The sequence below is a fragment of the Mesorhizobium sp. B2-3-6 genome, assembly GCF_006442305.1.
GTDB lineage: Bacteria > Pseudomonadota > Alphaproteobacteria > Rhizobiales > Rhizobiaceae > Mesorhizobium.
On the sequence record NZ_VFVW01000001.1, the window covers coordinates 35198 to 61159 of the forward strand.

General features: G+C 61.0%; 27 protein-coding genes and 2 pseudogenes. 16 read left to right on the plus strand and 13 right to left on the minus strand.

Features of this window, described 5'->3' with window-relative positions:
• Positions 1-125 precede the first annotated feature (125 nt).
• The 7 genes from FJ953_RS00150 (at position 126) to FJ953_RS00180 (ending at position 7897) form a co-directional block, all read left to right on the plus strand.
• Complete coding sequence (locus FJ953_RS00150; protein WP_140500709.1) at positions 126-1091, plus strand: ABC transporter permease; 966 nt, start codon at positions 126-128, stop codon at positions 1089-1091.
• Positions 1091-1990, plus strand: coding sequence for an ABC transporter permease (locus FJ953_RS00155; protein WP_140622671.1), 900 nt, complete (start codon positions 1091-1093; stop codon positions 1988-1990). The genes FJ953_RS00150 and FJ953_RS00155 overlap by 1 nt, the downstream gene beginning before the upstream one ends.
• A complete protein-coding gene (locus tag FJ953_RS00160) occupies positions 1990-3714 on the plus strand; it encodes an ABC transporter ATP-binding protein (RefSeq protein ID WP_140622673.1) in 1725 nt (574 codons plus the stop codon). Before FJ953_RS00155 ends, FJ953_RS00160 begins: the two co-directional genes overlap by 1 nt.
• Complete coding sequence (locus tag FJ953_RS00165) at positions 3714-5156, plus strand: amidohydrolase family protein (protein WP_140622675.1); 1443 nt, start codon at positions 3714-3716, stop codon at positions 5154-5156. Before FJ953_RS00160 ends, FJ953_RS00165 begins: the two co-directional genes overlap by 1 nt.
• Before the next feature lie 85 nt (positions 5157-5241).
• Positions 5242-6000, plus strand: coding sequence for an aspartate/glutamate racemase family protein (locus FJ953_RS00170; RefSeq protein ID WP_140622677.1), 759 nt, complete (start codon positions 5242-5244; stop codon positions 5998-6000).
• A gap of 5 nt (positions 6001-6005) precedes the next feature.
• Positions 6006-6665: an ankyrin repeat domain-containing protein gene (locus FJ953_RS00175; protein WP_140622679.1), complete on the plus strand. Its 660-nt coding sequence runs from the start codon at positions 6006-6008 to the stop codon at positions 6663-6665.
• Complete coding sequence (locus FJ953_RS00180) at positions 6662-7897, plus strand: cyanate transporter (protein WP_224519095.1); 1236 nt, start codon at positions 6662-6664, stop codon at positions 7895-7897. Before FJ953_RS00175 ends, FJ953_RS00180 begins: the two co-directional genes overlap by 4 nt.
• Before the next feature lie 307 nt (positions 7898-8204).
• On the opposite strand, the gene FJ953_RS30335 is transcribed toward FJ953_RS00180, so the two are convergent.
• The 3 genes from FJ953_RS30335 to FJ953_RS00190 all read right to left on the minus strand — a co-directional run bounded on the left by FJ953_RS30335 (position 8205) and on the right by FJ953_RS00190 (position 9386).
• Positions 8205-8348 carry a hypothetical protein gene (locus FJ953_RS30335; protein ID WP_181165452.1) on the minus strand — a complete coding sequence of 48 codons (144 nt, stop codon included), beginning with the start codon at positions 8346-8348 and terminating at the stop codon, positions 8205-8207.
• Between the two features lie 50 nt (positions 8349-8398).
• Positions 8399-8860: an Rrf2 family transcriptional regulator gene (locus tag FJ953_RS00185; RefSeq protein ID WP_140518192.1), complete on the minus strand. Its 462-nt coding sequence runs from the start codon at positions 8858-8860 to the stop codon at positions 8399-8401.
• A 61-nt stretch (positions 8861-8921) separates the two neighbouring features.
• The gene (locus tag FJ953_RS00190) at positions 8922-9386 is read right to left on the minus strand and encodes a group III truncated hemoglobin (protein WP_140500702.1); all 465 of its coding nucleotides are present in this window, start codon (positions 9384-9386) and stop codon (positions 8922-8924) included.
• Positions 9387-9712: 326 nt separating this feature from the next.
• Between FJ953_RS00190 and FJ953_RS00195 the strand changes: the two are divergent.
• The 3 genes and pseudogenes from FJ953_RS00195 to FJ953_RS00205 form a co-directional block, all read left to right on the plus strand.
• Positions 9713-9922 (plus strand): annotated as a pseudogene (locus tag FJ953_RS00195) (transaldolase family protein); the annotation flags it as partial.
• A gap of 256 nt (positions 9923-10178) precedes the next feature.
• On the plus strand, positions 10179-11714 hold the full coding sequence (locus tag FJ953_RS00200; RefSeq protein ID WP_140622681.1) for an FAD-dependent oxidoreductase: 1536 nt from the start codon (positions 10179-10181) through the stop codon (positions 11712-11714).
• A gap of 684 nt (positions 11715-12398) precedes the next feature.
• Positions 12399-12656 (plus strand): hypothetical protein, encoded by a 258-nt coding sequence (locus FJ953_RS00205; protein WP_140560705.1) that lies wholly within the window; start codon positions 12399-12401, stop codon positions 12654-12656.
• Positions 12657-12873: 217 nt separating this feature from the next.
• On the opposite strand, the gene FJ953_RS00210 is transcribed toward FJ953_RS00205, so the two are convergent.
• The 3 genes from FJ953_RS00210 to FJ953_RS00220 all read right to left on the minus strand — a co-directional run bounded on the left by FJ953_RS00210 (position 12874) and on the right by FJ953_RS00220 (position 15909).
• A complete protein-coding gene (locus FJ953_RS00210) occupies positions 12874-13494 on the minus strand; it encodes a Tim44/TimA family putative adaptor protein (protein ID WP_140622683.1) in 621 nt (206 codons plus the stop codon).
• Between the two features lie 55 nt (positions 13495-13549).
• Positions 13550-15145, minus strand: coding sequence for a cytochrome c oxidase subunit I (gene ctaD / locus FJ953_RS00215; protein ID WP_140622685.1), 1596 nt, complete (start codon positions 15143-15145; stop codon positions 13550-13552).
• 101 nt (positions 15146-15246) lie between these two features.
• The gene (locus FJ953_RS00220; protein WP_140622687.1) at positions 15247-15909 is read right to left on the minus strand and encodes a 5-formyltetrahydrofolate cyclo-ligase; all 663 of its coding nucleotides are present in this window, start codon (positions 15907-15909) and stop codon (positions 15247-15249) included.
• Between the two features lie 126 nt (positions 15910-16035).
• On the opposite strand from FJ953_RS00220, the gene FJ953_RS00225 reads away from it, so the two are divergent.
• A complete protein-coding gene (locus tag FJ953_RS00225) occupies positions 16036-16881 on the plus strand; it encodes a LysR family transcriptional regulator (RefSeq protein ID WP_140518333.1) in 846 nt (281 codons plus the stop codon).
• A 71-nt stretch (positions 16882-16952) separates the two neighbouring features.
• Positions 16953-17498 (plus strand): DUF488 domain-containing protein, encoded by a 546-nt coding sequence (locus tag FJ953_RS00230; protein WP_140622689.1) that lies wholly within the window; start codon positions 16953-16955, stop codon positions 17496-17498.
• An 8-nt stretch (positions 17499-17506) separates the two neighbouring features.
• Here the strand turns inward: FJ953_RS00230 and FJ953_RS00235 are convergent, their stop codons facing one another.
• From FJ953_RS00235 to FJ953_RS00250, 4 genes are all read right to left on the minus strand, one after another.
• A complete protein-coding gene (locus tag FJ953_RS00235) occupies positions 17507-18067 on the minus strand; it encodes a nucleoside-diphosphate kinase (RefSeq protein WP_140518335.1) in 561 nt (186 codons plus the stop codon).
• 161 nt (positions 18068-18228) lie between these two features.
• Positions 18229-18693 carry a nucleoside diphosphate kinase regulator gene (rnk, locus tag FJ953_RS00240; protein WP_140518336.1) on the minus strand — a complete coding sequence of 155 codons (465 nt, stop codon included), beginning with the start codon at positions 18691-18693 and terminating at the stop codon, positions 18229-18231.
• 320 nt (positions 18694-19013) lie between these two features.
• Positions 19014-19220 (minus strand): hypothetical protein, encoded by a 207-nt coding sequence (locus FJ953_RS00245; protein ID WP_140500693.1) that lies wholly within the window; start codon positions 19218-19220, stop codon positions 19014-19016.
• Positions 19221-19320: 100 nt separating this feature from the next.
• On the minus strand, positions 19321-19773 hold the full coding sequence (locus tag FJ953_RS00250; protein ID WP_246673078.1) for a hypothetical protein: 453 nt from the start codon (positions 19771-19773) through the stop codon (positions 19321-19323).
• A 167-nt stretch (positions 19774-19940) separates the two neighbouring features.
• On the opposite strand from FJ953_RS00250, the gene FJ953_RS00255 reads away from it, so the two are divergent.
• From FJ953_RS00255 to FJ953_RS00270, 4 genes are read left to right on the plus strand one after another with little or no spacing between them, the layout of a single operon-like run.
• A complete protein-coding gene (locus FJ953_RS00255; protein WP_140525743.1) occupies positions 19941-20462 on the plus strand; it encodes a hypothetical protein in 522 nt (173 codons plus the stop codon).
• Positions 20463-20473: 11 nt separating this feature from the next.
• The gene (locus FJ953_RS00260; RefSeq protein ID WP_140525744.1) at positions 20474-21166 is read left to right on the plus strand and encodes a CBS domain-containing protein; all 693 of its coding nucleotides are present in this window, start codon (positions 20474-20476) and stop codon (positions 21164-21166) included.
• A gap of 10 nt (positions 21167-21176) precedes the next feature.
• Positions 21177-21515 (plus strand): ferredoxin FdxA, encoded by a 339-nt coding sequence (gene fdxA / locus FJ953_RS00265; protein ID WP_140525745.1) that lies wholly within the window; start codon positions 21177-21179, stop codon positions 21513-21515.
• A gap of 5 nt (positions 21516-21520) precedes the next feature.
• Positions 21521-23539, plus strand: a complete 2019-nt coding sequence (locus FJ953_RS00270) for a hydantoinase/oxoprolinase family protein (RefSeq protein WP_140622691.1) — start codon at positions 21521-21523, stop codon at positions 23537-23539.
• Between the two features lie 65 nt (positions 23540-23604).
• Here the strand turns inward: FJ953_RS00270 and FJ953_RS30710 are convergent.
• The 3 genes and pseudogenes from FJ953_RS30710 to FJ953_RS00285 form a co-directional block, all read right to left on the minus strand.
• A pseudogene (locus tag FJ953_RS30710) lies at positions 23605-23860 on the minus strand (zinc-binding dehydrogenase); the annotation flags it as partial.
• Positions 23861-23934: 74 nt separating this feature from the next.
• The gene (locus tag FJ953_RS00280) at positions 23935-24990 is read right to left on the minus strand and encodes a hybrid-cluster NAD(P)-dependent oxidoreductase (RefSeq protein WP_181172266.1); all 1056 of its coding nucleotides are present in this window, start codon (positions 24988-24990) and stop codon (positions 23935-23937) included.
• Positions 24991-25079: 89 nt separating this feature from the next.
• A complete protein-coding gene (locus FJ953_RS00285) occupies positions 25080-25937 on the minus strand; it encodes a LysR family transcriptional regulator (protein ID WP_140559947.1) in 858 nt (285 codons plus the stop codon).
• Positions 25938-25962: the final 25 nt, after the last annotated feature.

Here is a 25962-nt window from a genome sequence, read left to right on the forward strand (position 1 = left end):
GGGAGCTTTCGCGGACACGCCTGACTCGGTTGGAGCGCCTGCTATCCGTGGTGGATCGCGAGCTGCTCCAGCGGTGGCGCAAGCCCCGCCTGTCTCGATCCGCGCTTCTTGAAAGGTTTTTCCTGATGATCCGGATTCTATCGGTGCGGCTGTTGCAGGCCATCCTCGTGATGGTTGCCGTAACCGCCATCGCCTTCATCATGTTCCGTTTCGTCGGCGATCCGGTCGCCACGATGGTGCGCGAAGGCGCGAGCCAGGCTGAGAAGGATGCCTTGCGCGTCGCTCTCGGACTCGACAGGCCACTTTTCGTACAGTTCCTCGAATTCGTCGGGCGCGCGCTTCATGGCGACCTCGGCACCAGCTTTCGCTACCAGGAGCCTGTCGTCAGCCTGCTGTTGACCAGGCTTCCCGCAACGCTGGAACTGGTCGTGGTCGCGACCCTCCTGTCGCTGTTCATCGGCATCCCGACGGGGGTTCTCTGCGCCCTGAAACCGAACGGCTTTCTGTCGCGGCTGATCCAGTCGCTGACCCTCGTCGGGATATCCATGCCGACATTCGTCACCGGCCTGCTGCTCATCCTGATCTTCGCCGTCAGTCTGCGCTGGCTGCCGTCCTCGGGGCGTGGCGAGCTTGTCGATCTCGGCTTCTGGAAGACAGGCTTCCTGACGGCCTCCGGCCTCAAATCGCTGATCCTGCCTTCGATCACACTGGCGCTGTTCCAGTTGACGCTGATCATGCGCCTCGTGCGCTCCGAGATGATCGACGTGCTCTCTTCGGACTATGTCCGCTTCGCCTTCGCGCGCGGTCTGCCCCGCCGCTACATCTACGGCCGTCTGGCGCTGCGCAATGCCTTGATGCCGGTCGTGACCGTCACCGGGCTGCAGATCGGACAACTCATCGCCTTCGCCATTGTCACCGAAACCGTCTTTCAGTGGCCGGGCATGGGGCTGCTTTTCACCAACGCCGTCGGCTATCCGGACATCCCCGTCCTCGCGGCCTATCTGCTGTTCGTCGGCTTCCTGTTCGTCGTGATCAACATGGTCGTCGACATGCTCTACGCATTGATCGATCCGCGGCTGAGGACAAAATGATGGCAACGCAGGTATCTCTGTCTCGCAGGCTTCCTCCCATCTCGGTCATGATCGCTGGCTTGATCCTGGTGACCATGCTGGTGCTGGTGATCTTCGCTCCGTTGATCGCACCCATCGATCCGCGCGATGTCTCCTCATATTCGCTGATCGACATGGAAGTCCCGCCCGTGTTCATGGACGGTGGCGATCCGCGCTTCCTGCTGGGCACCGACAATCAGGGACGCGATCTGGTCTCGGTCATCCTCTTCGGCCTGCGCATATCGATGCTGATCGGCGCCGGGGCGGTATTGTTGGCCGCTGCCATAGGCGTCACGCTGGGATCGATAGCCGGCTATTTCGGCGGTATCATCGACAGCATCGTGATGCGGATCGCCGATGTTCTGGTGAGCTTTCCGACGATCCTCGTCGCGCTTCTGATCAGCGGCATAGCCCGCGCGCAATTGAGCGCCGATACGGTCTCGAACTGGGCACCGGTCATCCTGATCTTCGCGATCGCCGTCAACGAATGGGTGCAATATGCCCGCACCGTGCGGGCCTCCAGCATGGTGGAAATTTCCCGCGACTATGTACGAGCCGCCAAGGTCATCGGTCTTCCCTCCCGCCGCATCATGATGCGGCACATCCTGCCCAACGTGATGAGCTCCGTCATGGTGATCGCCACCATCAATCTGGCGGGCGCGATCTTGACGGAGGCGACCCTCTCGTTCCTCGGCGCCGGCATGCCGGCCACTTATCCCTCGCTCGGCACGCTGATCCGCATCGGCAACGAGTTCCTGTTCTCTGGCCTGTGGTGGATCGCCGTTATGCCCGCCGTCGTGCTGGTCGTCCTGGTTCTGGCAGTCAACATAATCGGCGATTACCTGCGCGATCGCTTCAACCCCAAACTGATGGCGAACTGATGAAAAACACAACGCCACACGCACTCGACATCAGGAATCTGCGGGTCGAATATCCGCTTGCCAACGGCAGCATTCTCGCTGCCGTCGACGACATCGACCTGACGATCCGGCCCGGCGAGATACATGCGCTGGTGGGAGAATCCGGTGCGGGAAAAACCACCGTCGGCAATGCGCTGATGGGTTTGTTGCAGGCTCCCGGCAGGATTGCTTCCGGCACCATCACCATAGCGGGCAAGCCGATCGACATCCGAACCGGTCGCACCAAGGGGATCATTCCAGGCCGTGACGTCGGCGCGATCTTTCAGGATCCGATGACAAGCCTGAACCCGCTTTTCACCGTGGAAAGCCAGTTGTGCGAAGGCATGCTGGCGCATCTGAAGATCGGGCGCCGCGAAGCCAGGGCCCGCGCGCTCGAATTGATGAGAGCCGTCGGCATTCCCGAGCCGGAACGCCGGCTGGGCAACTATCCGCATCAATTGTCGGGCGGCCAACGCCAGCGTGTCGTCATCGCCACCGCACTTGCCTGCGACCCAAGGCTGATCGTCGCCGACGAGCCGACGACGGCGCTCGACGTGTCGGTGCAAGCGCAAATCCTCAAGTTGATCCGCGAACTTGCCGATGATCGCCGCGTCGGCGTCCTGCTGGTTACCCACAATATGGGCGTGGTTGCGGAAATTGCCGACCGGGTCACGATCATGCAGAACGGTTGCGTGGTCGAGAGTGGATTGACACGCGATGTGCTGACGGCGCCCAAGGCGCCTTACGCGCGCACGCTGATCGCCGCCGTTCCGCCGATCGACATTCGCCTTGACCGTCTGCCGGTCCCAAGCGAGGAAACGAGGACGACACTGGAGGCGCGCGAAGCCGTGCGCTCCAAGAACACCGGCACCGCTGCGGGGCGCAACGGCGAACCCGCGCTGACGGTACGCAATCTTTGCGTGGAATACGGCCAGCGCTCGTTCATCCCGGGCCGCAAGGCATCGGTCTTCAAGGCCGTGAAGGACGTCTCCTTCGAGGTGCGCCGCGGCGAAATCTTCGGGCTTGTCGGCGAGTCAGGTTGCGGCAAGACCACGGTCGCGAACACCATTGCCGGTCTCGTGGCGCAGAGTTCGGGAACCATAGATTTTCAGGGCACGGCATTGGCCGCCCGTCGCGACAAAACCGTGCGCAAGTCACTGCAAATGGTCTTCCAGGATCCGTATTCGGCCCTCAATCCAAGACTGCGGATCAATTCGGCGATCGCGGAGCCAATCCTGTTCTACAAGCTTGCCTCCAGCACGGCGGAAGCGCGCCTGGACGCCGAGACATTGCTCGAGGCGGTGGGCCTGCCGGCGCAGGCCGGCTCTCGGTTCGCCCATGCCTTTTCAGGCGGCCAGCGCCAGCGCATCGCGATTGCGAGGGCGCTCGGCCCCCGGCCATCGCTGCTGATCTGCGACGAGCCGACCTCGGCGCTCGACGTGTCGGTGCAGGCGCAAATTCTCAACCTGTTGAAGGACCTACGAGATCTTGCCGGGCTGTCGATGCTGTTCATCAGCCACGACCTCGCGGTGATACGGCAGATGTGCGACCGGGTCGCCGTGATGAAAGGCGGCGAGATCGTCGAACTCGCGGATACCGAAACATTGTTCTCCGCGCCCACTCACGAATACACGCGCGAACTCCTGCGCCTCGCGCCTTCGCTCGACCGCATCCTTTGCAGCGAAAAAAGAGAAGCGAGCCTGTGATGGCAGACATTCTGATCAGAAACGGCACCGTCATCGCTGTCGATCCCGATCGGCGGATCATTCCCGATGGCGCCGTAGCCATCGAGGGAGACCGCATCGTGGCCGTCGGCGCTTCGCAAGACGTGGCGCGGGACCATCCGGCGCGCGAGACGATCGACGCCCGCGGCATGGCCGTCATGCCAGGCTTCGTCGACAGCCACGCCCATGCCGGGCACGGGCTGATCAAGACGATGGGCGGCGGCCGCAGCGACCTCTGGTACAGGGCATGCCAAGGTGCCTATACGGTGGGTTCGACGCCGGAATTCTGGCATGCGGAGGCGCAGCTTGCGGCGCTGGAACGCCTGCGTTTCGGCGTGACGACCGGCGTGTCCTTGCTGGGCGGCGGCGATTCGGTCATGCGCACCGACGATCCAGCCTATGGCAACGCCCATATGGAAGGCGTGCTTGGCATCGGCACGCGCTCCGTGGTCGCCGTCGGCACCACGCGCCCGCCGCACCCCCTGACCTATGCACGTTGGGAAGGCGCCAGCCGTGCCGATTATCCAGTGTCATTCGACCAGCAGCTTGCCACCTCGCAAAAGCTGGCCGACCGCTGGCACGGCACCCACGAGGATCGTCTGCATCTCGCCCTGCTGACGCCGACCATGCATCAGGAACATCTTGATGGTCCCGGGGCAGGGGACGCCATCGCGCAATCGCGCAAGGTCAGGCAGATCGCCGAACAGCGCGGCCTGATCTTCACCCAGGATGGTCATACCAAGGGCAGCGTGAAGATCGCCAGGGAGATCGGCATTCTGGGGCCGCGCACACTGCTGTCGCATGCGACCGCCCTGACTGATGAGGAAATAGCGATCTGCGCCGAAACCGGCACGAGCATCGTGCACAATCCGAGCGCCGTGGCCGCCATTCTCGCGCGCTGCCCGGTCACGGAACTTCTCGATGCCGGCGTCGTGGTGGCCATCGGCTCCGATGCGACGGCGCCGGACCGCTCCGCGGACATGTTCCGTCATATGCAGCAATGCATGCACTATCATCGCACCCATTTCCACGATCCGAGTTGGCTTCCGCCGGGCAAGACGCTGGAGATGTGCACCATCGACGGCGCGCGTGTCCTGGGCCTCGACCATCAGGTCGGATCGCTGGAGCCGGGCAAGAAGGCCGATGTCATTCTGGTCGACTTGCGGCGCCCGCATCTCTACCCGGCCAACATGCCGGAATTCCGTGTCACCTATTTTGCCAACGGCAACGACGTCCACACCGTGCTGGTCGGCGGACGCGTGCTGTTGCGCGACCGCAAGCCGGTTCATGTCGATCAGGATGCCGTGCTCGATGCTGCGCAACGGGAGACGGAACTGATGATTGAGCGGCTGGGCCTGCGCGATCTGCTCAGGACCCCGGACCGGTTCTGGCGGCACAGCCGCGACACGGATCTGATCGAATAGGCTTCAATATCGAGACAGTCCCATCAGCGATGCGGAACGGCAGCGATGCACGTTCGGCCGGGCGGCGGCTTCAGGAATTTTTCGCATGGTACGCATCGGCATCATCAATCCCAATTCGACCGTGTCGATGACGGCATCCATCGCCGTCGCGGCGCGGCGAACCGCGCAGGCGGGTACCGAAATCATCGCCATGCAGAACGACAGCGGCCCGGCTTCCATCGAAGGCGCGATCGATGGCGCGAAGGCGGTCCCGGGTCTTCTCGACCGTATCGAAGGGGCCGAGCGCAGTGACGCCGTGGACGCCTATATCATCGCCTGCTTCGACGATACCGGACTCGACGCTGCGCGGATGCTGACGCGCAAGCCGGTCATCGGCATAGGCGAGGCTGCCGCCCGTGTCGCCAGCATCGTGGCGAGGCGCTTCACGGTGATTACCACCTTGCCGGTTTCCGTTCCCATTCTCGAGGACAATCTGGTTCGCTACGGCCTTTCGCCATTCGCCACCGTGCGGGCGAGCGGCGTTCCCGTCCTGGCGCTGGAAGCTAATGGCGAGGCGGCCTTGTCGATCATCAGCGAAGAAATCCAGGAGGCGCTGCGGGTCGATCGTGCCGACGCCATCGTGCTTGGCTGCGCCGGCATGGCCGACATGGCGAGGCGACTGGCGAGCCTTCACCGTGTCCCGGTCGTCGAAGGGGTGTCGGCGGCTGTCAGGCTCGCGGAATTGCTCGTCGGCCTGGAGCTCCGTCCCAGGCAGGATGCTTTCGCCACCTCTCGGCGGAGCATGACAGCTTCGCTCGCCGCGGCAACCTGCCCGGCTTCCACCCTTGGCCTGTCGGGGGGCTGATGCCGATGATCGAGCGCAGACTTTTGGGCGTCATCGTCGCCTGCATTCCATTGATAGCGTTGGGGCAGAACATGAATGAGACAAGGCTTCACTCGGCTGCGGCAAATGACGATGTCTCCATGATCAAGATGCTTGTTTCCGAGGGAGCCCGGATCGACGCGCGCGACGAGAACGGCCGCACGGCTCTTCTCGTCGCGACCCACGGCAACAAGGTCAGCGCTGCCAGGACTCTCATCGAGGCTGGCGCGGACGTCAACGCCAAGGACGATATCCAGGATAGTCCATATCTCTACGCCGGCGCGCGCGGGCATCTCGATATCCTGAAGATGACGCTTGCGCACGGCGCCGACCTGAAGAGCACCAATCGCTATGGCGGTACCGCGCTCATTCCCGCTGCCGAACGCGGACATGTCGAGACCGTCGGCGCGCTGATCGATGCCGGTATTGATGTCGATCACGTCAACAAGCTCGGCTGGACCGCGTTGCTGGAGGCCATCATCCTCGGCGATGGCGGGCAGCGTCATGTCGAGATCGTGAGGCGGCTGATCGAGGCCGGCGCCAACGTCAATCTCGCCGACAAGGACGGGGCGACACCGCTGCGGCACGCGCGCAGGAACGGCTATGCGCAGATGATAACCCTGCTGGTGCAAGCGGGCGCCAGATGAACAGCGCGAAAATGTCGATGACCGCGCAGCCTGCAACCGACAGGCAATGGACCCTGCTTGCCCTCGTCGTGCTAATCGGGATCAACCTGCGTCCCTTTCTGACGGCGCCGGGCCCGATATTGGTCGATATCGTGGCCGACACCGGGATGGGCTATGGCAGCCTGGCCATGCTGACGCTGTTGCCGATGCTGCTGATGGGCCTCGGTGCGTTCGTTGCACCGGGTATCCAGGCGGCCGTCGGAACGCGCCGGGGCCTGCTCGCGGCGCTAACGGTGCTGACAGCGGGCTCGCTGCTCAGGCTTGTCGTGCCCGGCGGCCTGTCGTTGATCCTGACGGCGGCACTTTGCGGGGCGGGGGTGGCCTTCATCCAGGCCGCGTTTCCGGGGATCATCAAGGCAAAGTTCCCGACCAGCACACCCGCCGTGACCGGCCTCTATTCCTGCATGATCATGGGCGGTGGGGCGCTCGGCGCACGTCTGGCGCCCCTGCTCGTCAACAACGGATACGACTGGCGGGCAGCCCTTGCCTGGCTCGCGGCTCCCGCCGCCATTGCGCTGTGCGCGGCATTCCGCGTCCTGTCCGACGCCAAGGCTTCAAGACCCGATCGCGCCTTGACCGGTTTTCTGCTTCGCCGCCCACGGACCTGGGTTCTGATGGCGGCCTTCGGCTTGGTCAACTCCGGCTATTCCTCTATGGTCGCCTGGCTTGCGCCCTACTACCAGGCGCAAGGATGGAGCAGTGCCGCCAGCGGCAACCTTGTGGCCGTGATGGCCATTTGCCAGGCGGCTTCGGCCCTGGTGCTGCCTGTCCTGGCGCGTCGAGGCATCGACCGCCGTCCCTGGCTCTGGCTGACGCTGCTGCTGCAGGCGGCGGGCTTTGCCGGACTTGCGGTTTTTCCCGCACTGTCGCCCGTTCTGTGGGTGGGGATATGCGGGGCCGGTCTTGGCGGAAGCTTCTCGCTTGCAATCGTCACGGCGCTCGATCATCTGCCGCGGCCGGAGCAGGCGGGCGCGCTGGCTGCGCTGATGCAGGGCGGCGGTTTTCTGATCGCCGCGCTTGGTCCATTCGCCACCGCGCTCCTGCATGGCTGGAGCGGGAGCTTCAGCAGCGGATGGATCATGCATCTCGGCTGCGTGACCGTCACAGCGTTTCTCTATCTGCACTTCAACCCAAAACGGTACGCCGACGTCATGAGGGGCTCGGAACAAGAGCAGTGCGAAATGGTAGTTTAACGAAGCGGAATGCAAGTTCTGAACTCAATGACGACGTACGTCTCCGCGGGGTGAGCAGCAGGCGCTTGCGCCGCATCTCGGCCGTGGAGATCGGCTCTGCCGGATCATCGGGGCCGGGCTGGCGCAGACGACGATATACCTCCTGCAGCTCATCGTCGCCGGCTATGCGCTGTCCAAGCGCCCGCCGGTCGCGCGCTCTGTACTTCCCCTCCTCGGCCGACAGTTCTCCATCCGCCAAATCGCAATTGGGGTTGCAGGCGCCCAGACAACAGCCGGGCCGATAAAGTCACACGCCATCGTTGCGAAACTACACAAACATCATCACGATGATCGCTCCGATAACTATCAGGACAAGCCCACCGATAAGCATCGGCAGCAGAGTGTTGTCCGGGTCGATATCAGAATCAATGTCCTTTGTGACCTGTTGATCATTCTTCTTTGGTTCAGCCATGGCCCATCTCACATCCGAGCAAAAACAGCGCGCGTCGAAGCCGCGCAACACTATACGGTCTTGCGTGTCGCCCCGGTGCGAACGGGTGGTATCTGACCGCCGAGGAAGTCTTCGGGCATCAGTGTGATGTCGGCGAGCGTGTAGCGGTCAAGGACGTTCAGGAAGGAGGCTGTCGCTTCGTCAAACATGCCTGAAAGCTTGCAGGAGGCGGTTAGCACACACCGGTTTCCGGTCGCGAAACATTCGACCAGCGCGAAATCCGGCTCGGTTAACCGCACGACATCGCCAATCCGGATCATCTCAGGCCGGCGCCCGAGAATGAGACCACCGGAACGGCCGCGGATTGCCTTCATATAGCCGCCACGGGTCAGGGTGTTGGCGACCTTGTTCAGATGCGTCTTCGACACGTTGAAGGTGCGGGCAACCTCCTCGATCGTTATAAGCCGGCTACCGGCGGCGGCAGTGTACATCAGCATCCGCAATGCATAATCCGAAAAGCTGGTCAGCCGCATGAATCACGGCTCCCTGTCGATCGCTGTGCATTGTAGGAACCACTCACAAACCGGTCGTGCATCACAAGTCTCTCTCGACGATAGGTTCGATGCCGATCGTGGTCTCGCCGCGGTTGAAGGCGATCGCGAGACGGAAACTGTGAGCAATTCGCAGCGCGCGATCCATAAAAAGCGTCGCCACCTCGGCCGGGCAAATGCGACGCACCGTTGTCCGAAACAATATTAGCCAGCGACGGAAATGCGCCGCGCCGAGGCCGGCTATGACCAGGTGCGGCGGCAGTGGCCTGCCGTCGTATCGGGATGTCCGAAGTAGAGTAGCGGACCAGAAGTCACACATCTTCGCCAGATGCTGCGGCCATTTATCTGGCTCGATCCGATCGTGGAAAATGGGACCGAGAAGGTCATCACGGCGAATTTCGTCATAAAACCCGTGGACTACACCGCGGATCATTGCCTCGTCGAGTATGTTGGGCAATGGCACGCCGTCGACCACGATTGTTCTCTTGCTTCGACCGTTCGCGGTCATTCCGAAGCTCCTGTTTTCTCCGATGCAAGCTGGCTGAAGCCTTGGTTCGCTCTTCGATGTGATCCTCTATATAAGATATATTATCAATCTATCTTATTGCGTGGCAAGACGCCGTGATGCCGCACCAGAAATGGGTCTGTCCGACCAAGCGGCGAATGACGAGCCCTTAATCCTAGGCATTTCCGAACTGCCTGGACATCACCCCAGGCCCGAGGCCGGAAGTATCTAAATTGGCGGGGAATTCCCGATGTGGCTCAGTTTCGAGAGTCGCCAACGCCTCATCAGATGACCGTGCCAGCCGGAGTCGCTCCCGAACCTGAAGTGCGATCTACGACAACGGCAAATCCTTCACGACGGAAATCCTGGCGTCCTCAATTCGCACTCCACTCCATGTCAAACAGGCGGCGATCGCAGGCGCGGATGTCGCGACCGTACCACCAGCGATACTCAGAAACCTCGCCAGACATCCACTCACCGACAAGGGCCTCAAGTCGTTTCTTGCCGACTGGGGAAAGACTGGGCAGGCGATCTTGTAGTTGTGCGCAGTGGAATCGCGGAGGGAAAGCCATCATGAAAACTGCACTCAACTATCGATTAAATTCGTTTGCATGATGTCCGCGAGAGCGGGAGACTGCGGTCTGAGCCACTCAGCCCAGTACATGACGCAGTCGGAATGTCGGCGCGGATAATGCTGAGAATCTGAAGGCGCACTAGCCAGGCAGAAGGTACCCCGAAGCAGTGTGCCGCCTCGCCGCACGAGCGGTTTTGACACGGATCGCCAAGGACGAGAATATGGCTGAAGCTGATACCAAATCAAACGGACCGGATCTGGTCCAGGGGATCGCGCTGTCCGACCTTCCCGATGGCGGAAAGCTTGTCGGCCATTGCGGCGACGAGCAGGTGTTGCTGGTGCGCCGCGGGGCCGAGATCTTCGCCATCGGCGCGACATGCACACATTACGGCGGGCCGCTCGGTGACGGTCTTGTGGTGTCGGATTCCATTCGATGTCCGTGGCACCACGCTTGCTTCGATCTGCGCACAGGCGAGGCCTTGCGAGCGCCTGCCTTCAATCCACTCGCTTGCTGGTCGGTGGAACAGCGCGATGGGCGGATATTCGTGGGCGAGAAACTCAAACGGACGGCGCCGAAGCCGCGCGGCGGAAGCGCGGGCGGGGTCCCCGAGAAAGTCGTCATTGTCGGCGGCGGCGCGGCCGGTTTCGCGGCGGCCGAAATGCTGCGGCGAGAGCAGTACCAGGGCAGCATCGTCATGATCAGCGACGACCATGCGCCGCCCGTCGACCGGCCGAATCTCTCCAAGGACTACCTCGCAGGGAAGGCTCCGGAGGATTGGATTCCGCTGCGCGGCCAGAAATTCTATTCAAAAAACAACATCGACCTGCGTCTCGATACGAAGGCCGTCGATATCGACCTGCGTTCTCGCGAGGTCATTCTGGCTGACGGAAGCAGGATTCCTTACGATAGACTGCTACTTGCCACGGGGGCCGAACCGGTGCGCCTCTCCATCCCCGGCGCGGATCAGCCACATGTTCACACGCTGCGCTCGCTTGCAGATTGCAAGGTGATCATCGAGCGAGCCACGACTGCGCGCCGCGCCATCGTGCTTGGCGCCAGTTTCATTGGCTTGGAAGTTGCCGCAGCGCTGCGCGCGCGCAATATCGACGTTCATGTCGTGGCGCCGGATAAACGACCCATGGAACGGGTCCTCGGTCCGCAAATGGGTGACTTCATCCGCGCACTCCATGAGGAGCATGGAGTCGTGTTCCATCTCGAGGACACCGCGAGCAGCATCGACGGCAACAAAGTGAAACTAAGCAGTGGCAACATGTTGACGGCGGATTTCGTCGTCGCCGGCGTCGGCGTGCGTCCGCGGACCGGGCTTGCCGAAAGGGCGGGGCTCACTCTTGACCGCGGCGTCGCCGTAAATGCCTTTCTGGAGACGAGCGCACCGGACATATTCGCGGCCGGCGACATTGCGCGGTGGCCGGATCCTCACACTGGCGAGAACATTCGGGTCGAGCATTGGGTGGTTGCAGAGAGGCAGGGGCAAACCGCGGCCCTGAACATGCTCGGGCATCGCGAGAAATTCGCGGCCGTGCCGTTCTTCTGGAGCCAGCACTACGACGTTCCTATCAACTATGTCGGCCATGCCGGGCAATGGGACGAGATTGCTGTCGATGGAGACATCGGTGCCAGGGACTGCCTGCTGCGCTTCAAGCGCGAAGGGCGCACGCTGGCTGTCGCTTCGATCTTCCGTGACATCGAAAGTCTAGGGGCGGAGATGGAAATGGAGCGCCAAATGGCAAGGTAGCAAGCGCTCTTGGGCACCGCGATCCATAGACAGTGCAACCCGTATGGCGCAGCGGTGCGTCGCTGTGACTGAAAGGAGTTCGACTTATGTCCACAATGCAACAGGAACCGAGCACCACCAACGGATTGGACGCCGTTCATTCAAAGATCGTCAAGTTCGCTACCGGTGTGGCCAGGGAAGCGTCCGATGAGGCGCCGACCTCGGTCGAAATCTTTTCGGACAGGGGCCGCTGGTACTGCAGGGTCCGTCGCGGCGATGAAAAGACTCGGCCAATGGGTCCTTATTCCAAACAACAGGCTGAGCGGATCCAAGAGGCTCGGAGACTGTTGATTGCCAAAAGAGGCACCGTTCGGATCATGTTCGAGTAGGGAGGACATTCACGATCACGTCGGCCGGCGTACTTCTCACCACAACCATCGTTCCGTTCATCATCGACTTTTTTGAAACTGTGCAGGTAGACCTCCGGCATTGAGGGTTGTCGCGTTGTGAAGCCGCGTTGCGCGGCAGGGTGTCTGTTGACGTTTTCCCCTTGGCCAAGCCGGCATCGTTGCAGCGTCGCCCGAGGGCGCCTCTTCTGGCAATTTTCATCGTTCCACCCACCTGGTAGCCTGATCCTCCAGGCAGGACGGCCTGTCTTCGTCGCCTCGACCAACCAGGAAATTTCCGCAACAAGGTTCTTGTCGGATGGAGGATACGCGTGAAGCGAAGCGTCCGGTTACCGATGCCATGCCATTTTTGCAAATGGCTCAGGGGGTTGGTGCAATCACGATCGAGGATGCCGCGACCGATGAAACCTGGAACAGCCTGAACAATATCGTCGCCTTCCTTTCGAGCCACGGCGTAACGGCGAAGGCTGACGTGTTTCCGGAAAGATCTGATGGTGGATCAATCGCTGATGTGGCCGATGCGATGCATGCGGATCTGACCATATCCGGCGCCTGAGGCCACAGCAGGTTCAGGGAGTGGATCTTTGGCGGTGCTACCCGCTCGCGGCTTGAGAATGATCGACTGAACCGGTCATGCCGATTTGATCGTGATACACAAGTCGTGGATGCACATTGTCAAAAGCTGGAAATTCTGCGCGGCTTGAGCGCTCCGGGTTGACCGCCCATCTATAGTGACAAGGCTGTCAGGCAGGCATCGGGTGAGTATGCACTCGTTACTCGCCTTCCGTGGCGATCAACATCCAATTGCGCTTTGTTGACTGGGTGTCACAGGCGAACGTCCACGTATCGATCACCTCAACGATCTGCTGGGGATCGCCGGCGACGATTGCATCGTTGGCCGAGCGTGTAACGCTGACCACGTCGGAAACGAAGCGAACGGCAATCTCAGCGGTGCTATTCTCCGCAAGAGCGTCGACGACCTTTGCTTCCTTCGTGCCAATGAAGGTGAGTTGCAGCATCTCCCCCCGATCCCGGCGGCCGGCAATCGCTCGTCCGAAGATATCGAGCACTTCCGGCCCGACGAGACGCTTCAACGTTGGGATGTCGCTGTCCGCATACGCGCGCAGGATAGCTTCATAAGCCATATTGGCACCGGTCAGAAACGCGGCAAGGTCGAAAGTTGGGTCGATCTCTCGGATCGCATCCAAGCGTGTGTCCGTATAGGATATATCGTCGATACTGCCGGTTCGCTGCTCTGTCGGCGCATCGTCCTGCTTGGCCTTGTCGTTGCCCGAGCGCGGCAGAGTTTGGCCCCAACTGCCCAGCAATGCCCAATAAAACGCTATGATCGCCACGAGCAGGATCTGGTTGTTTGGATCTGTGGTTTCGTTCATGACGTTCTCCCGACAGAATGTCGAAACAGGCGCCGGTTCGGAACCGGAGCGAACACTAGGCAATGCGCGGCAGCTTCTCCCATTGATGGAAGGGCGGCGGCGATGGCAGCTGCCATTCCAGCGTGGTCGCCCCTTCGCCCCAAGGATTGGCGCTTGCCTGGCGTCTTCGGCTGAAGGCCTCGGCAACCGCGATGAAGAAAACGATGAGCCCGGCCGTTGAGATGTAGGAACCGATCGACGAGACGAAATTCCAGCCGGCAAAAGCATCGGGATAGTCGGCGTAACGTCGCGGCATGCCGGCCATGCCCAGAAAATGCTGCGGGAAAAAGACGAGGTTGACGCCGATGAACATCAGCCAGAAATGCAGCTTGCCGAGCGTTTCGCTGTACATATAGCCGGTCATCTTCGGGAACCAGTAGTAGAAGCCGGCAAAGATCGCGAAGACCGCCCCCAAAGACAGCACATAGTGGAAGTGAGCGATCACGAAATAAGTGTCGTGGTACACGCGGTCGATACCGGGGTTCGCAACCATGATGCCAGTGACGCCACCAATGGTGAACAGCAGGACGAAACCGAGAGCCCACATCATGGGTGTCTTGAACTCTATCGATCCTCCCCACATGGTCGCCAACCACGAAAACACCTTCACGCCGGTTGGAACGGCGATGACCATCGATGCGAAGGCGAAGTAGCGCTGCGTGTCGACCGACAGGCCGGTCGTATACATATGATGCGCCCAGACGACAAAGCCGATCGCGCCGATTGCCACCATTGCATAGGCCATGCCGAGATAGCCGAAGATCGGCTTCTTGGCTAAGGTCGAGATGACGTGGCTGATGATGCCGAAGCCAGGCAGGATCATGATGTAGACTTCGGGATGGCCGAAGAACCAGAACAGATGCTGGTAGAGGATCGGATCGCCGCCGCCCGACGGCGAAAAGAAGGTCGTTCCGAAATTGCGATCGGTCAACAGCATGGTGACCGCGCCGGCGAGCACCGGCAGCGACATGAGAAGCATGAAGGCGGTGACCAGCATCGACCAGGCGAACAGAGGCATCTTGTGCATGGTCATGCCGGGTGCGCGCATGTTGAAGATGGTCGTGATGAAGTTGATCGCGCCGAGGATCGAGGAGGCCCCCGAAAGGTGGATGGACAGAATAACGAGGTCGACGGCGGGACCTGGCTGGCCCTCCGTCGAATAAGGCGGATAGAGCGTCCAGCCGCCGCCATGGCCGAGCGTACCGGGCGCTCCCGGAACGAACATCGAGGTGATGAAGAGGATGAATGACACCACCAGCAGCCAGAACGAGATGTTGTTCAAGCGGGGGAAAGCCATGTCGGGTGCGCCAATCATGATCGGCACCATCCAGTTGCCGAAGCCACCAATCAGCGCCGGCATGAGCACGAAAAAGATCATGACCAGCCCATGGGCACTGACGACGACATTGTAGACGCCCGGATCGCCAAATATCTGCAAACCCGGTTCCTGCAACTCCATGCGGATCAACACGGAAAGCGCCGTACCGAAGACGCCTGCCATGATCGAGAACAGCAGGTAAAGCGTCCCGATATCCTTGTGGTTGGTCGAGAACAGCCATCGGACGAGAAACCGGGGCTTGTGATCATCCAAGGTCGAGGCTGGATTGGACATGATGTGCTTCCTGCTCTCCACTGCCGGCAGGCAGACGGGCTCAACGATGGACGATCCCTGCGATCCGCCATCACACGAGGCCAGCTCTTGCCCGCGTTTATTCATTCATCCGTGACGACCACATCCATCGGAATGTCGTGCGGCTGCGGATAGATGGTTCGGATCCTGCTACGGGCGTAACCGACACCGACGACGAGAGGCCGCCTGGGCGCCGCGGCCAGGGTCCGGTCGAAGAAGCCGCCGCCATAACCCAGGCGATAGTTAGCCTCGTCGAAACCGACAACGGGCGCGATGACCACATCCGGTTGGACCGATGGCCCGTGTGGCGGGACAAGAATATTCCAGATGCCGCGTTCCAGCGGATCTCCGGGTCGCCAGACGCGAAACTCCAGCGGCCAACCTTTTTTTATGACGACCGGCAACGCAATCCGCCCGCCGCGCTCGATCACCTTTATCGCCCAGTTGCGGAGGTCGGGCTCACCGCGGAACGGCCAATAGCCGCTGACGATCCGCCCGCTCACCCGACCGACGGCCAGGTCGAGAACGGAAGCGATGCGTAAAGACCTCGCATTGCGTTCCTCGGCGTCGATCGCGAGACGCTCATCGATTAGACGCTTGCGTTCCGCCTTGCGCCATCGACAGACATCGGGCCATGCGTCCTGAACGGCCGGCTCAGTGCCGTACCCCGGGACAAGCTCATGCATAAAGCATGGTGGAGAGGCGTATTCTCTCGTCTCCGGACAAACATCCTCCTGATCAGACATCGCACGCTCCATATCCGTTACAGCGGAGACCCTCGCCTACGTGGACGTTGCGCTGCGTAAAACAGGAAGGCAAACGGAATTAAATGCTGTATTGATGCAAGATTATTGCACTAATCGGGAACCAGCATGGACATCGACCGCGCGCGCACGTTTTTGGAAATCGTCCATTCCGGCAGCTTTCTGAGAGCTGCCGACCGACTCCACGTCACCCAGACCACTGTCAGCGCGCGGATACGCACGTTGGAGGAAGAGCTCGGACGTCAGCTCTTTGTCCGCAATCGCAATGGTGCGCAGTTGACGCAGGCGGGCCGGGAGTTCGAGCGGTTCGCGCAATCATTCGTGCAAATCTGGGAACGAGCACGCCACCAGCTCGCCATCCCATCGGGACGGACAAGCGTCGTTGCCCTGGGCGGGGAGCTCAGCCTGTGGAACCCGCTGCTGCTCGATTGGCTGGTCTGGATGAAGAAGGCCAGGCCGGAAATCGCCATCCAAGCCCAGGTCGGCGTGCCGGACCAGCTCCTCGAGCAGCTCAGGACTGGCGTTCTCGACATCGCGGTGCTCTATGCGCCGAAGCTGCTGCCAGGCTTCAGGGTGGAGCTCCTCGTGGAGGAGCAGCTCGTCTTGGTTCGGAGCACGGACAGGGACTCAGAGTTGGACGCCTCAAGGGACTATGTCTATGTCGATTGGGGGCCGCTGTTTGCGGCCCAACATGGCGCCAGTTCCTCTGCCTTCGGCGAGCCGGGATTAATGGTCGGCCTTGGTCCGCTTGGGCTGAGCTACATTCTGCGCGCCGGCGGAATGGGCTATTTCCGTAGGGGCGCGGCAGCGCCCCATATCGAGGCCGGGCAGCTGGAGGTCGTGGAGGGCGCGCCGGAATTCACCTATCCGGCCTATGCAGTCTATCCGGATGCAAGCGCGTCGCGAACCGACGTACAGGAGGCGCTACGTGGATTGAAGCAGGTGGTGAAATGACCGTGTTCTGTCAGTTCCAAATCACTGATCATGCGGCCGGAAAGAAATCCACCGCCATGGATTGATCGAACATGCCTTATCCGTTCCACACCATCGGCCACTCGACCCGGTCGATCGCCGAATTCGTCGCCCTGTTGCGGGTTGGCGAGATTACGCTCGTGGTCGACATAAGGACCATCCGGCGATCGCGGACTAACCCGCAATTCAACAGCGAAACGCTGCCGGACAGCCTTGCGGATTTCGCGATCGGATATGAGCATATTGCCGAGCTTGGCGGCCTGCGCGGCAGGGCGCACGCCATTCCACCGACGCTCAACGCATTCTGGCTCAACCAGAGTTTTCACAACTACGCCGACTACGCGCTGTCAGCGGAGTTTCATGGCGGTCTGGAGCGGCTTGTGTCCCTTGGCAGGCAGCAGCGGTGCGCCATCATGTGCTCGGAAACGCTTTGGTGGCGTTGCCACAGAAGAATCGTCGCGGACTATCTGATCAGTCGTGGCGAGTCCGTTTTTCATCTGATGGGCCATGACAAGGTCGAGCCGGCGAAGCTCACCGACGGTGTGGAGGCAAGGCTCGACGGAACGCTTGTCTACCCGCTTTCCCAGCGTTCTGGATAGTCAAGGCCTCAGGCGGCCGACGGCCCCGGGTCGTCGAACCCGTCGTTGAAAGCCGCCATGACCCTGTTTTCCGCTTTGGGTTGTGACTCATCAGAGTGATGGGCGACGCGCAAAACCGGTCCGTTCGGTCGCCACGGGTCGGGCGCTGCACCCCCCGTCAACTCCAATCTCTCCCGCCTTGCCGCTTCCGGCTGGTAGACCACTTCATGCACAGTCAGCGTTTCATGGCCGCCCTGCGCGGTCGGAATGGACATGGACTGACCTTCGGCCAGACCAAGCAGCGCCAGGCCGCGCGGGTTGGTGATCGGCAAAAGCATGCCAACCAGACCGCGCATCTCGTCATGTGCGACGATGCGGGTCTCGGCAGGGCCGTCGTTTACACGATAGGTCACTCGGGTGCTGAGCGTCACGACCGTTGGCGGAATGTCTTCTCGAAACATCACAATTGCGCTCGAAATCTTCCGTTGAAGGACAACGGACAAGGCATCGCCGCGGGGATGGCGCTCTTGCATCACTTCAAGAATCGTGAAGTCCTTGGTGGTCAGTTGGCAGCTATCGATAGTGGGCATGGTGCGTCTCCAAGACGGACCCGTGAAAGGGTTCCGGCGTCAAGCATTTGATCGGATGTGGAAGCTACCCCTGTGCCGGACCAGAACAGGCCGGCGCAGGGGTCACACTCCCGCGATCAGGCTGCCTGCGTGATTGAGGAGACGGGTGGAAACGCCCATGTCTAGGCGTCTGCCGGGATCGCCGAAGACGCTGGTGCGCGCCGATCGACTGCATCGCCTTCCGCAGCGGGTTGGCCTACGGCAAGCACCGACAGTTTGTGCCGGCGCCCATCGCGCGCTGTCCACATGATCGACTGTCCGGCCGAGAGGCCGATCAGGGCCGTGCCGATCGGCGTGAGGACTGAAACCTTGCCTTCGGAGATGTCCGCGTCGCCAGGAAAAACCAGCGTGACTGTTTTGGCATTGCCAGTATCGGGCTTGAATGTCACCGTCGAACCCATCTGGACGGTGCCGGCGGAGACCCAATCATCGGCGACGATACGTGCCCGCTCGAGTTCGGCGAGCAGTTCATCGGAGGCCTCCGGATTGCGCGCGGCCACGGTGCTCGCAACCGCCGACAGACGCGCATGGTCTGACTGTGAGATGCGGATGTTCGGCTTGCGCCGCGTTTTCGTGTTGTCTTGCATTTGAATACTCGTGCTTCCGCTCGGACCAGCCGCCACGGAGGGTGCCGGAATCGAGCCAATTCGTGAAAATCTTGATGGAACGCCAATGCTCCGGAGGCTTGAGGTCCTGCGGAACCATCCCATGTGGGTAATCGCACCGCCCCTCGGCTCGGGGCACGCATGGCAGCCGAGCCGGGGGCTACATTCCCGCTATGGGGCAAACCCGGAAAAGAAAATCGCGACGAATTCTGACTGCGGCGTTCATAGGACCATAGTTGGTGAAGCAATCCGGGAAGTCAAGTCAGCCACCTCGGTGCAGTTTGGCGGGTATCAATCCTAAACTAGTCAGAGCGGGCGCCAAGCAACGTTCTTATCACCAGCTCTCTTCCGGCCCGGTTTATCCCGGTCCCGCTGGGTCTTTCTTCAGCCAGCCCGAGAAAGACAAGACGTTCGGCCAAGGCTTTCGATAGAGATGGGTAGGGTCCGCGGTTCATTCGCTTGAGTGCCGTCTGCTCCTCCTTGGTGAGATCGTCCCAGATAACTGTCATGAGAGCCATCTCCCTTGTGTGCACTATCAAGCCGATGCCGATCCTGGATTGTCCAGCGACGGGCTGCGACCATGAATTCATTGGGCCCCGAAGGTCTTGCTTATGGAACGGCATCTGTTCCGACAATGCCGCCTTCATTCTCCAGAACGCCGATCCGCTTGACTTCCGAGCGGTTGAGCTTCAGGCGAACGCCAATACCGCCGCCGTTCTCGGCAATGAAAACGGCGCCGGCGCTTTCAAGCGCGGTTTGCAGCGTGTCGCAGATATCTCGGTCAGGAAGGTTGATCCGGCGCTCGAATTCTTCGATGACCAGCGCATCCACGCCTGAATTGCCGGCGAGCTTTTCACGGGTCCATTCGACCAGTGCGCGAGCGGCACGGCATTGAGCACCAGTGATCATCCTCAAAATCTCCTTCTGGATCGCTTTGGGAGCGAATTGCCGCCTGCTGAAACCCAGGACGCTGGGAGTGCGACGGCCGCGTCCGTAAAAAATGCATATCGAATCCGAAAAGGAAAGGGTTGCGCCCCTCACCGCGATCGAATCATGATGCAAAATAATTGTGCTGAAGCGGCAATAAATTTCGTTTGTCTTGCAGATAAGGATGAGTGAAGCTCGTGCGTAGCGAAACGACAGATTGGGTGCCAGCCAGCAGGTCTCAACGCTAGGGGACTGTTTGGCGATATCGCGCGAAGGGCACCTTGGGCTCGGCAATGACAATAATGGACAGGCTTGAACACGATTTCGGCAGGATCCTTTCTGGCCCGGACATTCGGCGTCATGTCGTCGGTCGAATGGTATCTGCCAATCGCCCTGACGCAGATGACGGCATCCCAATCGTACCCGTGGATGACAATGCTCTCAAAACCCGGCTGCGCGAGGAACTGCTCCTGCAAGCACGGACCCGGCTGCCGATCACCTATGCAAGACTGGCCAAGAGCATGGTTGGTTCGCAAGCAACAGGCGTGATCCAGGGTGCACTCGAACAACTGATGGACGACGATGCGGACGAAGGCCTGCCATTGCTTGCGGCCGTTGCCGTGAACGCGCTCGATCCTGGTTTGCCCGCTCCCTGGTTCTTCCACAAAGCCGAGGACATGGGGCTGTTCGCTGGCGATCCGGCCGATCTGGAAGCGTACGCTTTCCATGCAAGGGAGTTTTGTCGCGCGATCCATCTCCATGCTGGCAACGGGCAAGGCTCTGGAACGACCTTGCCGCCGGTACTGCCGCCTGCAGGCCGGTGAAGGAGAACGAAATGCTGATCGCCAAGGACGTCATGACGTCGCCGGCCATCGCGGTAGGGCCTGACAGTACGGTGGACGAGGTCGCCGATATTCTTCTGTCGCACGGGATCAGCGCCGTGCCGGTGATCGATCGAGGTGCGCTGCTGGGCATCGTCAGTGAAGGAGACCTGATCCGCCGGGCGGAGATCGGAACAGCACCGCAGGGTCGTTCCTGGTGGCTTCATTTATTCACCAACAACGCGGTTCAGGCGGAAGACTATGTCAAATCTCATTCCGATCATGTGATCGACGTCATGACACAGCAGGTTGCGACGGTGGTCGAGAGTACGCCAGTCGCCGAGATCGCAATCCTGCTTGAGCACAATCGGATCAAGCGTGTCCCAGTGCTGCGCGACGGGCAGGTGGTTGGGATCGTCAGTCGCGCTAATCTGGTGCGAGCGCTGGTCATTGCCAGGAAAGGGTGGCGCGCTCCGGCCTTGCATGACGACAGCAGCATCAGGATGGAGATTGTCGATGCCTTGCGATCCGAATCGTGGCCCTCGAGTTCGGACGTGATCGTGAACAACGGCGTGGTCACCCTGTGGGGAACGTATCTGTCGGAGCAGGAGCGGAAAGCCTCGATCGTCCTGGCTGAAAACACCGCTGGCGTGCGGGCTATCGATGACCATCGCATTCCCTTCGATATGACCTACGGCTTGGTCTGAAGGCCACCGAATGACATTCGTGGTCACCGACAATTGCATCAAATGCAAATACATGGACTGCGTGGAAGTCTGCCCGGTGGACTGCTTCTACGAAGGCGAGAACATGCTCGTCATCCATCCCGATGAATGCATCGACTGCGGCGTCTGCGAGCCGGAATGCCCGGCGAAGGCCATTTTTCCCGATACCGAGCCTGGTCTCGACGATTGGCTCGCGCTGAACGCCGAGTATGCGTTTGTGTGGCCCAATATTGCGATCAAGCGCGATCCACCCGCCGACGCCAAGGCGTTCGACGGCGAAGCGGACAAGCTCGCGAAATATTTTTCGCCGGAACCTGGGTCGGGTGACTGATCAAAATGAACGCATGTGCGCACCAGCCGTCGCCACTTTATCTGGGCATTGACACTGGCGGCACGTACACCGATGCCGTGCTGTGGTCGGAATCCACAGGCATCGTGGCCAAGGCCAAGTCGCTGACCACGCGACACGATCTTGCCGAGGGCATCGCCGGCGCCGCAGACGCTGTTTTGTCCGAGGCAGTCATCGAGCCCAGCGCGATCAAGCTCGTCTCGATGTCGACCACGCTGGCCACCAACGCCCTCGTCGAAGGGCAGGGCGGGCGGGTCGCGCTGGTGATGATCGGCTTCACTGAAGCCGACCTTGCCCGGAACGGATTGTCAAAAGCCCTCGGCTCCGATCCCGTGATCTTTTGCCCGGGCGGACATGACGTCCACGGAGATCCGCGTGAGCTGGTGCTCGACGCTCTCGTGGCTGCGCTGCCGTTTCTCGCCGACACAGTTTCAGGCGTCGCCGTGGCCTCCTATTTTGCCGTTCGCAATCCCGAACACGAAATCGCGGTACGTGACGTCATCCGCGAGCGCACCGGGCTCCCGGTGACCTGTTCGCATGAATTGTCGTCGAAACTCGGCGGCCCGCGTCGGGCGCTGACCACGCTTCTCAACGCCCGGTTGATCTCGATGATCGATCGCCTTGTCGACGCCACCGAGAGCTTTCTGGCAAGACGCGGGATCGTCGCTCCGCTCATGGTCGTGCGCGGCGACGGCGCGCTCATTACCGCAGAATTCGCCCGCGCTCGGCCAATCGAGACCATTCTGTCAGGACCAGCGGCAAGCCTGGTGGGGGCGCGGTACATGACCGGCATCGATGATGCGGTGGTGTCCGACATCGGCGGCACCACCACCGACATCGCAGTTCTGGACGGCGGCCGCCTGCGGCTCGATCCGGAAGGCGCCACCGTCGGCGGAATGCGAACCATGGTGGAAGCCGTCGCCATGCGCACCTTTGGCCTTGGTGGGGATTCGGAAGTTTCGCTTCATGAGCAGTCGTTGGCTTCGACGATCGTGCTCGGGCCCCGGCGGCTGGTACCGCTCGCGCTCGCTGCGGTGAAACATGGCGATGCCATATACCAAGGTCTCAAGCGGCAATTGCTCAGTCCCAACACCAGCCGGCTGGACGGCCGCTTCGCATTGCGCACAGGTGTGCCCGAACGTCTAGCCGCAGGCCTGACGGTTACCGAGACGCGGCTCTATGCTGACATTTCGGCAATTCCCGCCGCGCTCGACCGGTTGCTCGTATCGACGTCACAGGTCGCGACGCTCAATCGCCTCGTCGCACGTGGCCTGGTGCATATCGTCGGCTTCACGCCATCCGATGCAGCCCATGTGCTCGGCCGGCAAGGGAACTGGGATCCTGTCGCGGCTCGACTGGGCGCCGAATTGTTCTCACGCAAGCGCGACGGCCAGGGGCATCGTGTCGCCAAAGGCGCAGAAGCGTTTTCCGAGATGGTTCTTGCCGCCGTCACCCGGCGTTCTGCCGAAGTAATTCTTGAATCGGTATTTGCCGAGGACGGGCTGGAGGGCGGCGTCTCCGTTGCCAACCCGCTGGTTCAGCGGGCGGTTGGCGGGCGAGGCGGCATGGCGCGGCTGTCGATCGCGCTCGACCGGCCGGTGATCGGCCTCGGGGCGTCGGCTTCGCTGCACTTTGCCGGGCTGCCGCAATTGATCGGCAATGAATGCAGCATTGCCGAACACGCCGATGTCGCAAATGCGTTGGGCGCCGTGGTTGGGCAGGTGCGAATGTCAGCGGAAGCGCGTGTCAGCCAACCGGAGATCGGGCTTTTCCGTCTCAATTCCGGCGAGCGGCTGGACGACTATGACACCGAGGACGAGGCGATGGCCGCAGCCGAAGCCCACATTCGAGTCTTGGCGGCAGGTCTTGCCGAGCGCGCCGGGGCCGATCAGGCTCGGATCGAGATCGCACGCGACATAAGAGTTGCTACAATCGAAGGCGAGCGCAGTTTCGTGGAAGCCATCGTCGTCGCGACAGCCACCGGGCGGCCGCGAATCGCGTCGTGACATGCACGCGTTGTTGTGAGTGAAGCGTTGTCGGGTGACAATGCTCTGACAGTATTTTTTCCTGAGGCGGCGATCGCCTCGTCGAGATCGCGACCTTGCCAATGTTCGTCCGCAGCCGTCCGTTCCGCACCTGCTGGACGATCTCGCTCAACTGGCCACGACCGGACTCGACGACGAAATCGACCGCCAACCCATCCGCGGGCTGCGCCTCGGCTGGTCCGACGACGGTCACCAGCATACCTCGCCCCGGATCAGGGCTGCAGACCGCTTCTGGATGTCGCCACCGATGACATCGAACACCAGATCGATGCTGCCGATGTCTTATCGGTGCCTTCCACGACAATATCGGTACTGAATTGCTTTGTGATTTGCACGGCCGCGGTGTGCGCCTGCAGTTACAAGTCTATCGACACCGCTCCCATGGGATGTGTGCAGCAGGCGAGCACATATCCGGCGTCCTTCTCCTGTGCGCTGAGTCCGCCGAAATCAGCCATTTCCACGTCGCCGCTGACCTTCAGCACACGACAGGTCCCACAAATCCCTTGCTGGCAAGCGCTTGGCAGGTACAGACCAACGCTCCGAGCGATTTCGAGCAGGGTCTGTGTCGAACGGCATTGGTGGGTGACACCTGTGCGAGCAAAACGCACGGAAGCGGCCTGGGCTGTTTGCAACACCGGTGCAGGCTTCAGCAGGCCGCCAAAGCTCTCCTCATGATACCGACCAGGATCCAAGCCGATGCTGTTGAGGGCGTTCCGGACTGCGTTCATGTAAGGCTCGGGCCCACAGGCATAAACGGTGCGCTCCCTAATGTCGGGAGCAAACTTCAGCAACATGGACTCACCAACCAATCCAGTTGGACCGGCCCAATTATGCACAGCTTCGGCGCAGACGACATGGACGTGAAAATTGCGATGGTCCCGTGCCAGGTTGTCAAGCTCGTCACCGAAGATGATGTCCTTCGGCGAGCGTGCGCTATGAATGAAGCAGACATCCTTGTCGGAGCCACTGTCGGCGAGCGTGCGCAGCATCGACATCACCGGTGTTATGCCGCTGCCGCCGGAGAGGAAAAGCGGCCGGTCGCTCCGCAGGTCATCCCAGTTGAAGCTGCCGGACGGGCCGTCGATCTCTATTTCGCTTCCCTGTTCGAGATTGTCATGCAGCCAATTGGAAGCGAGGCCGCCGGGGACGCGCTTGACGGTTATCCTGAGGTCTCCCACCCGGGTTGGCGGCGAAGAGATCGAGTAAGTCCGGACGGCCGGAGCGCCGTCGATCACGAGGTTCAGAGTGATAAACTGCCCGGCTTTGAACTGGCCGGCCTGCCCGCGCTTTGGACAAAAGACGAAGGTCTTCACGTCGTGCGTCTCCTGAACGATGCCGCGACAGATCAGCGTGTGACGTCCGCTGACGCGGTCGGATCGGCAGGAGGGAGGGAAAGAAACGAGGGCGTTCATCATCTGGCTCCCATTAAGGGGCCAAGAATGCCAGCAGGCCTACGTTCGATACAGGAGGAACCTCAAGCATCTATGATCGACAATATCGATCAACCTTCCAGCGACATGACCGCAAGATGAAGCGCGCGAATGCCTTTCTTTATGTTTGGCTCATGCCGGCGTCGCGCGAGAATTGCGGTGTAGACGGGCTGATGCAGAGTTGGAGCACCTTCCACAATGTGGGAGGGTTGCTCGGCGGCGAAGCGACGCGCATCGTCGGCGCGCATGTAGCAGGTGCCGCCTGCGCGCCTCAGCATATTGTCGGCCAGCGTTTCGGAGCCCATCGAAAGCCGGCACGCAGTCAGATTTGGCAACGCCTCGGCATGAGCCTTCTCGAGCGCAACGGTGTAACCCGGCCGGATGTAATTGTCCGGGCTTACATCGCTAAGCCGGCGTGCCTTGGTCGAGACCATTGTATATTCCTCAACCATCAGTTGGTCATATGTGATCTCGGGCAGGTAGCGTGGAGCATAAACAACAGCAATATCGAGGTTTCCCAGGCTCAGATCAGATATCATCTGCGGCGAGTAGTCGGATTCGACATGGATCGAGGACCGCGGCAAGACTTGCAGCAGCATTTCCAACCAACCAGGCAGGATCGAGCGGGTCATTCCAACCTGGGCAGCGACCCGAAGGCTGCCTTCGAATCTGTTAAAGGCGCGCACGTCGTGACGGGCCTGGGACCAGGTCGACAGCATTGACCGCGCGTAAACCTCAAACCGCCGCCCTGCCGCGGTCGGCTCGGCACCGGCGCGGCCGCGATGGAAGAGTTCGGACCCCACGGCGGCCTCCAGGTTCTTGACACGGGTGCTGACCGTCGATTGCGTCAGTCCGAGGCGCTCCGCCGACCGGTTGAAGTTTCGCGATTCAATGATGTCGAGAAACGTTTCTATTTGTTCCAACTGCATAGGCGAGCCATCGATTTTTGCGATC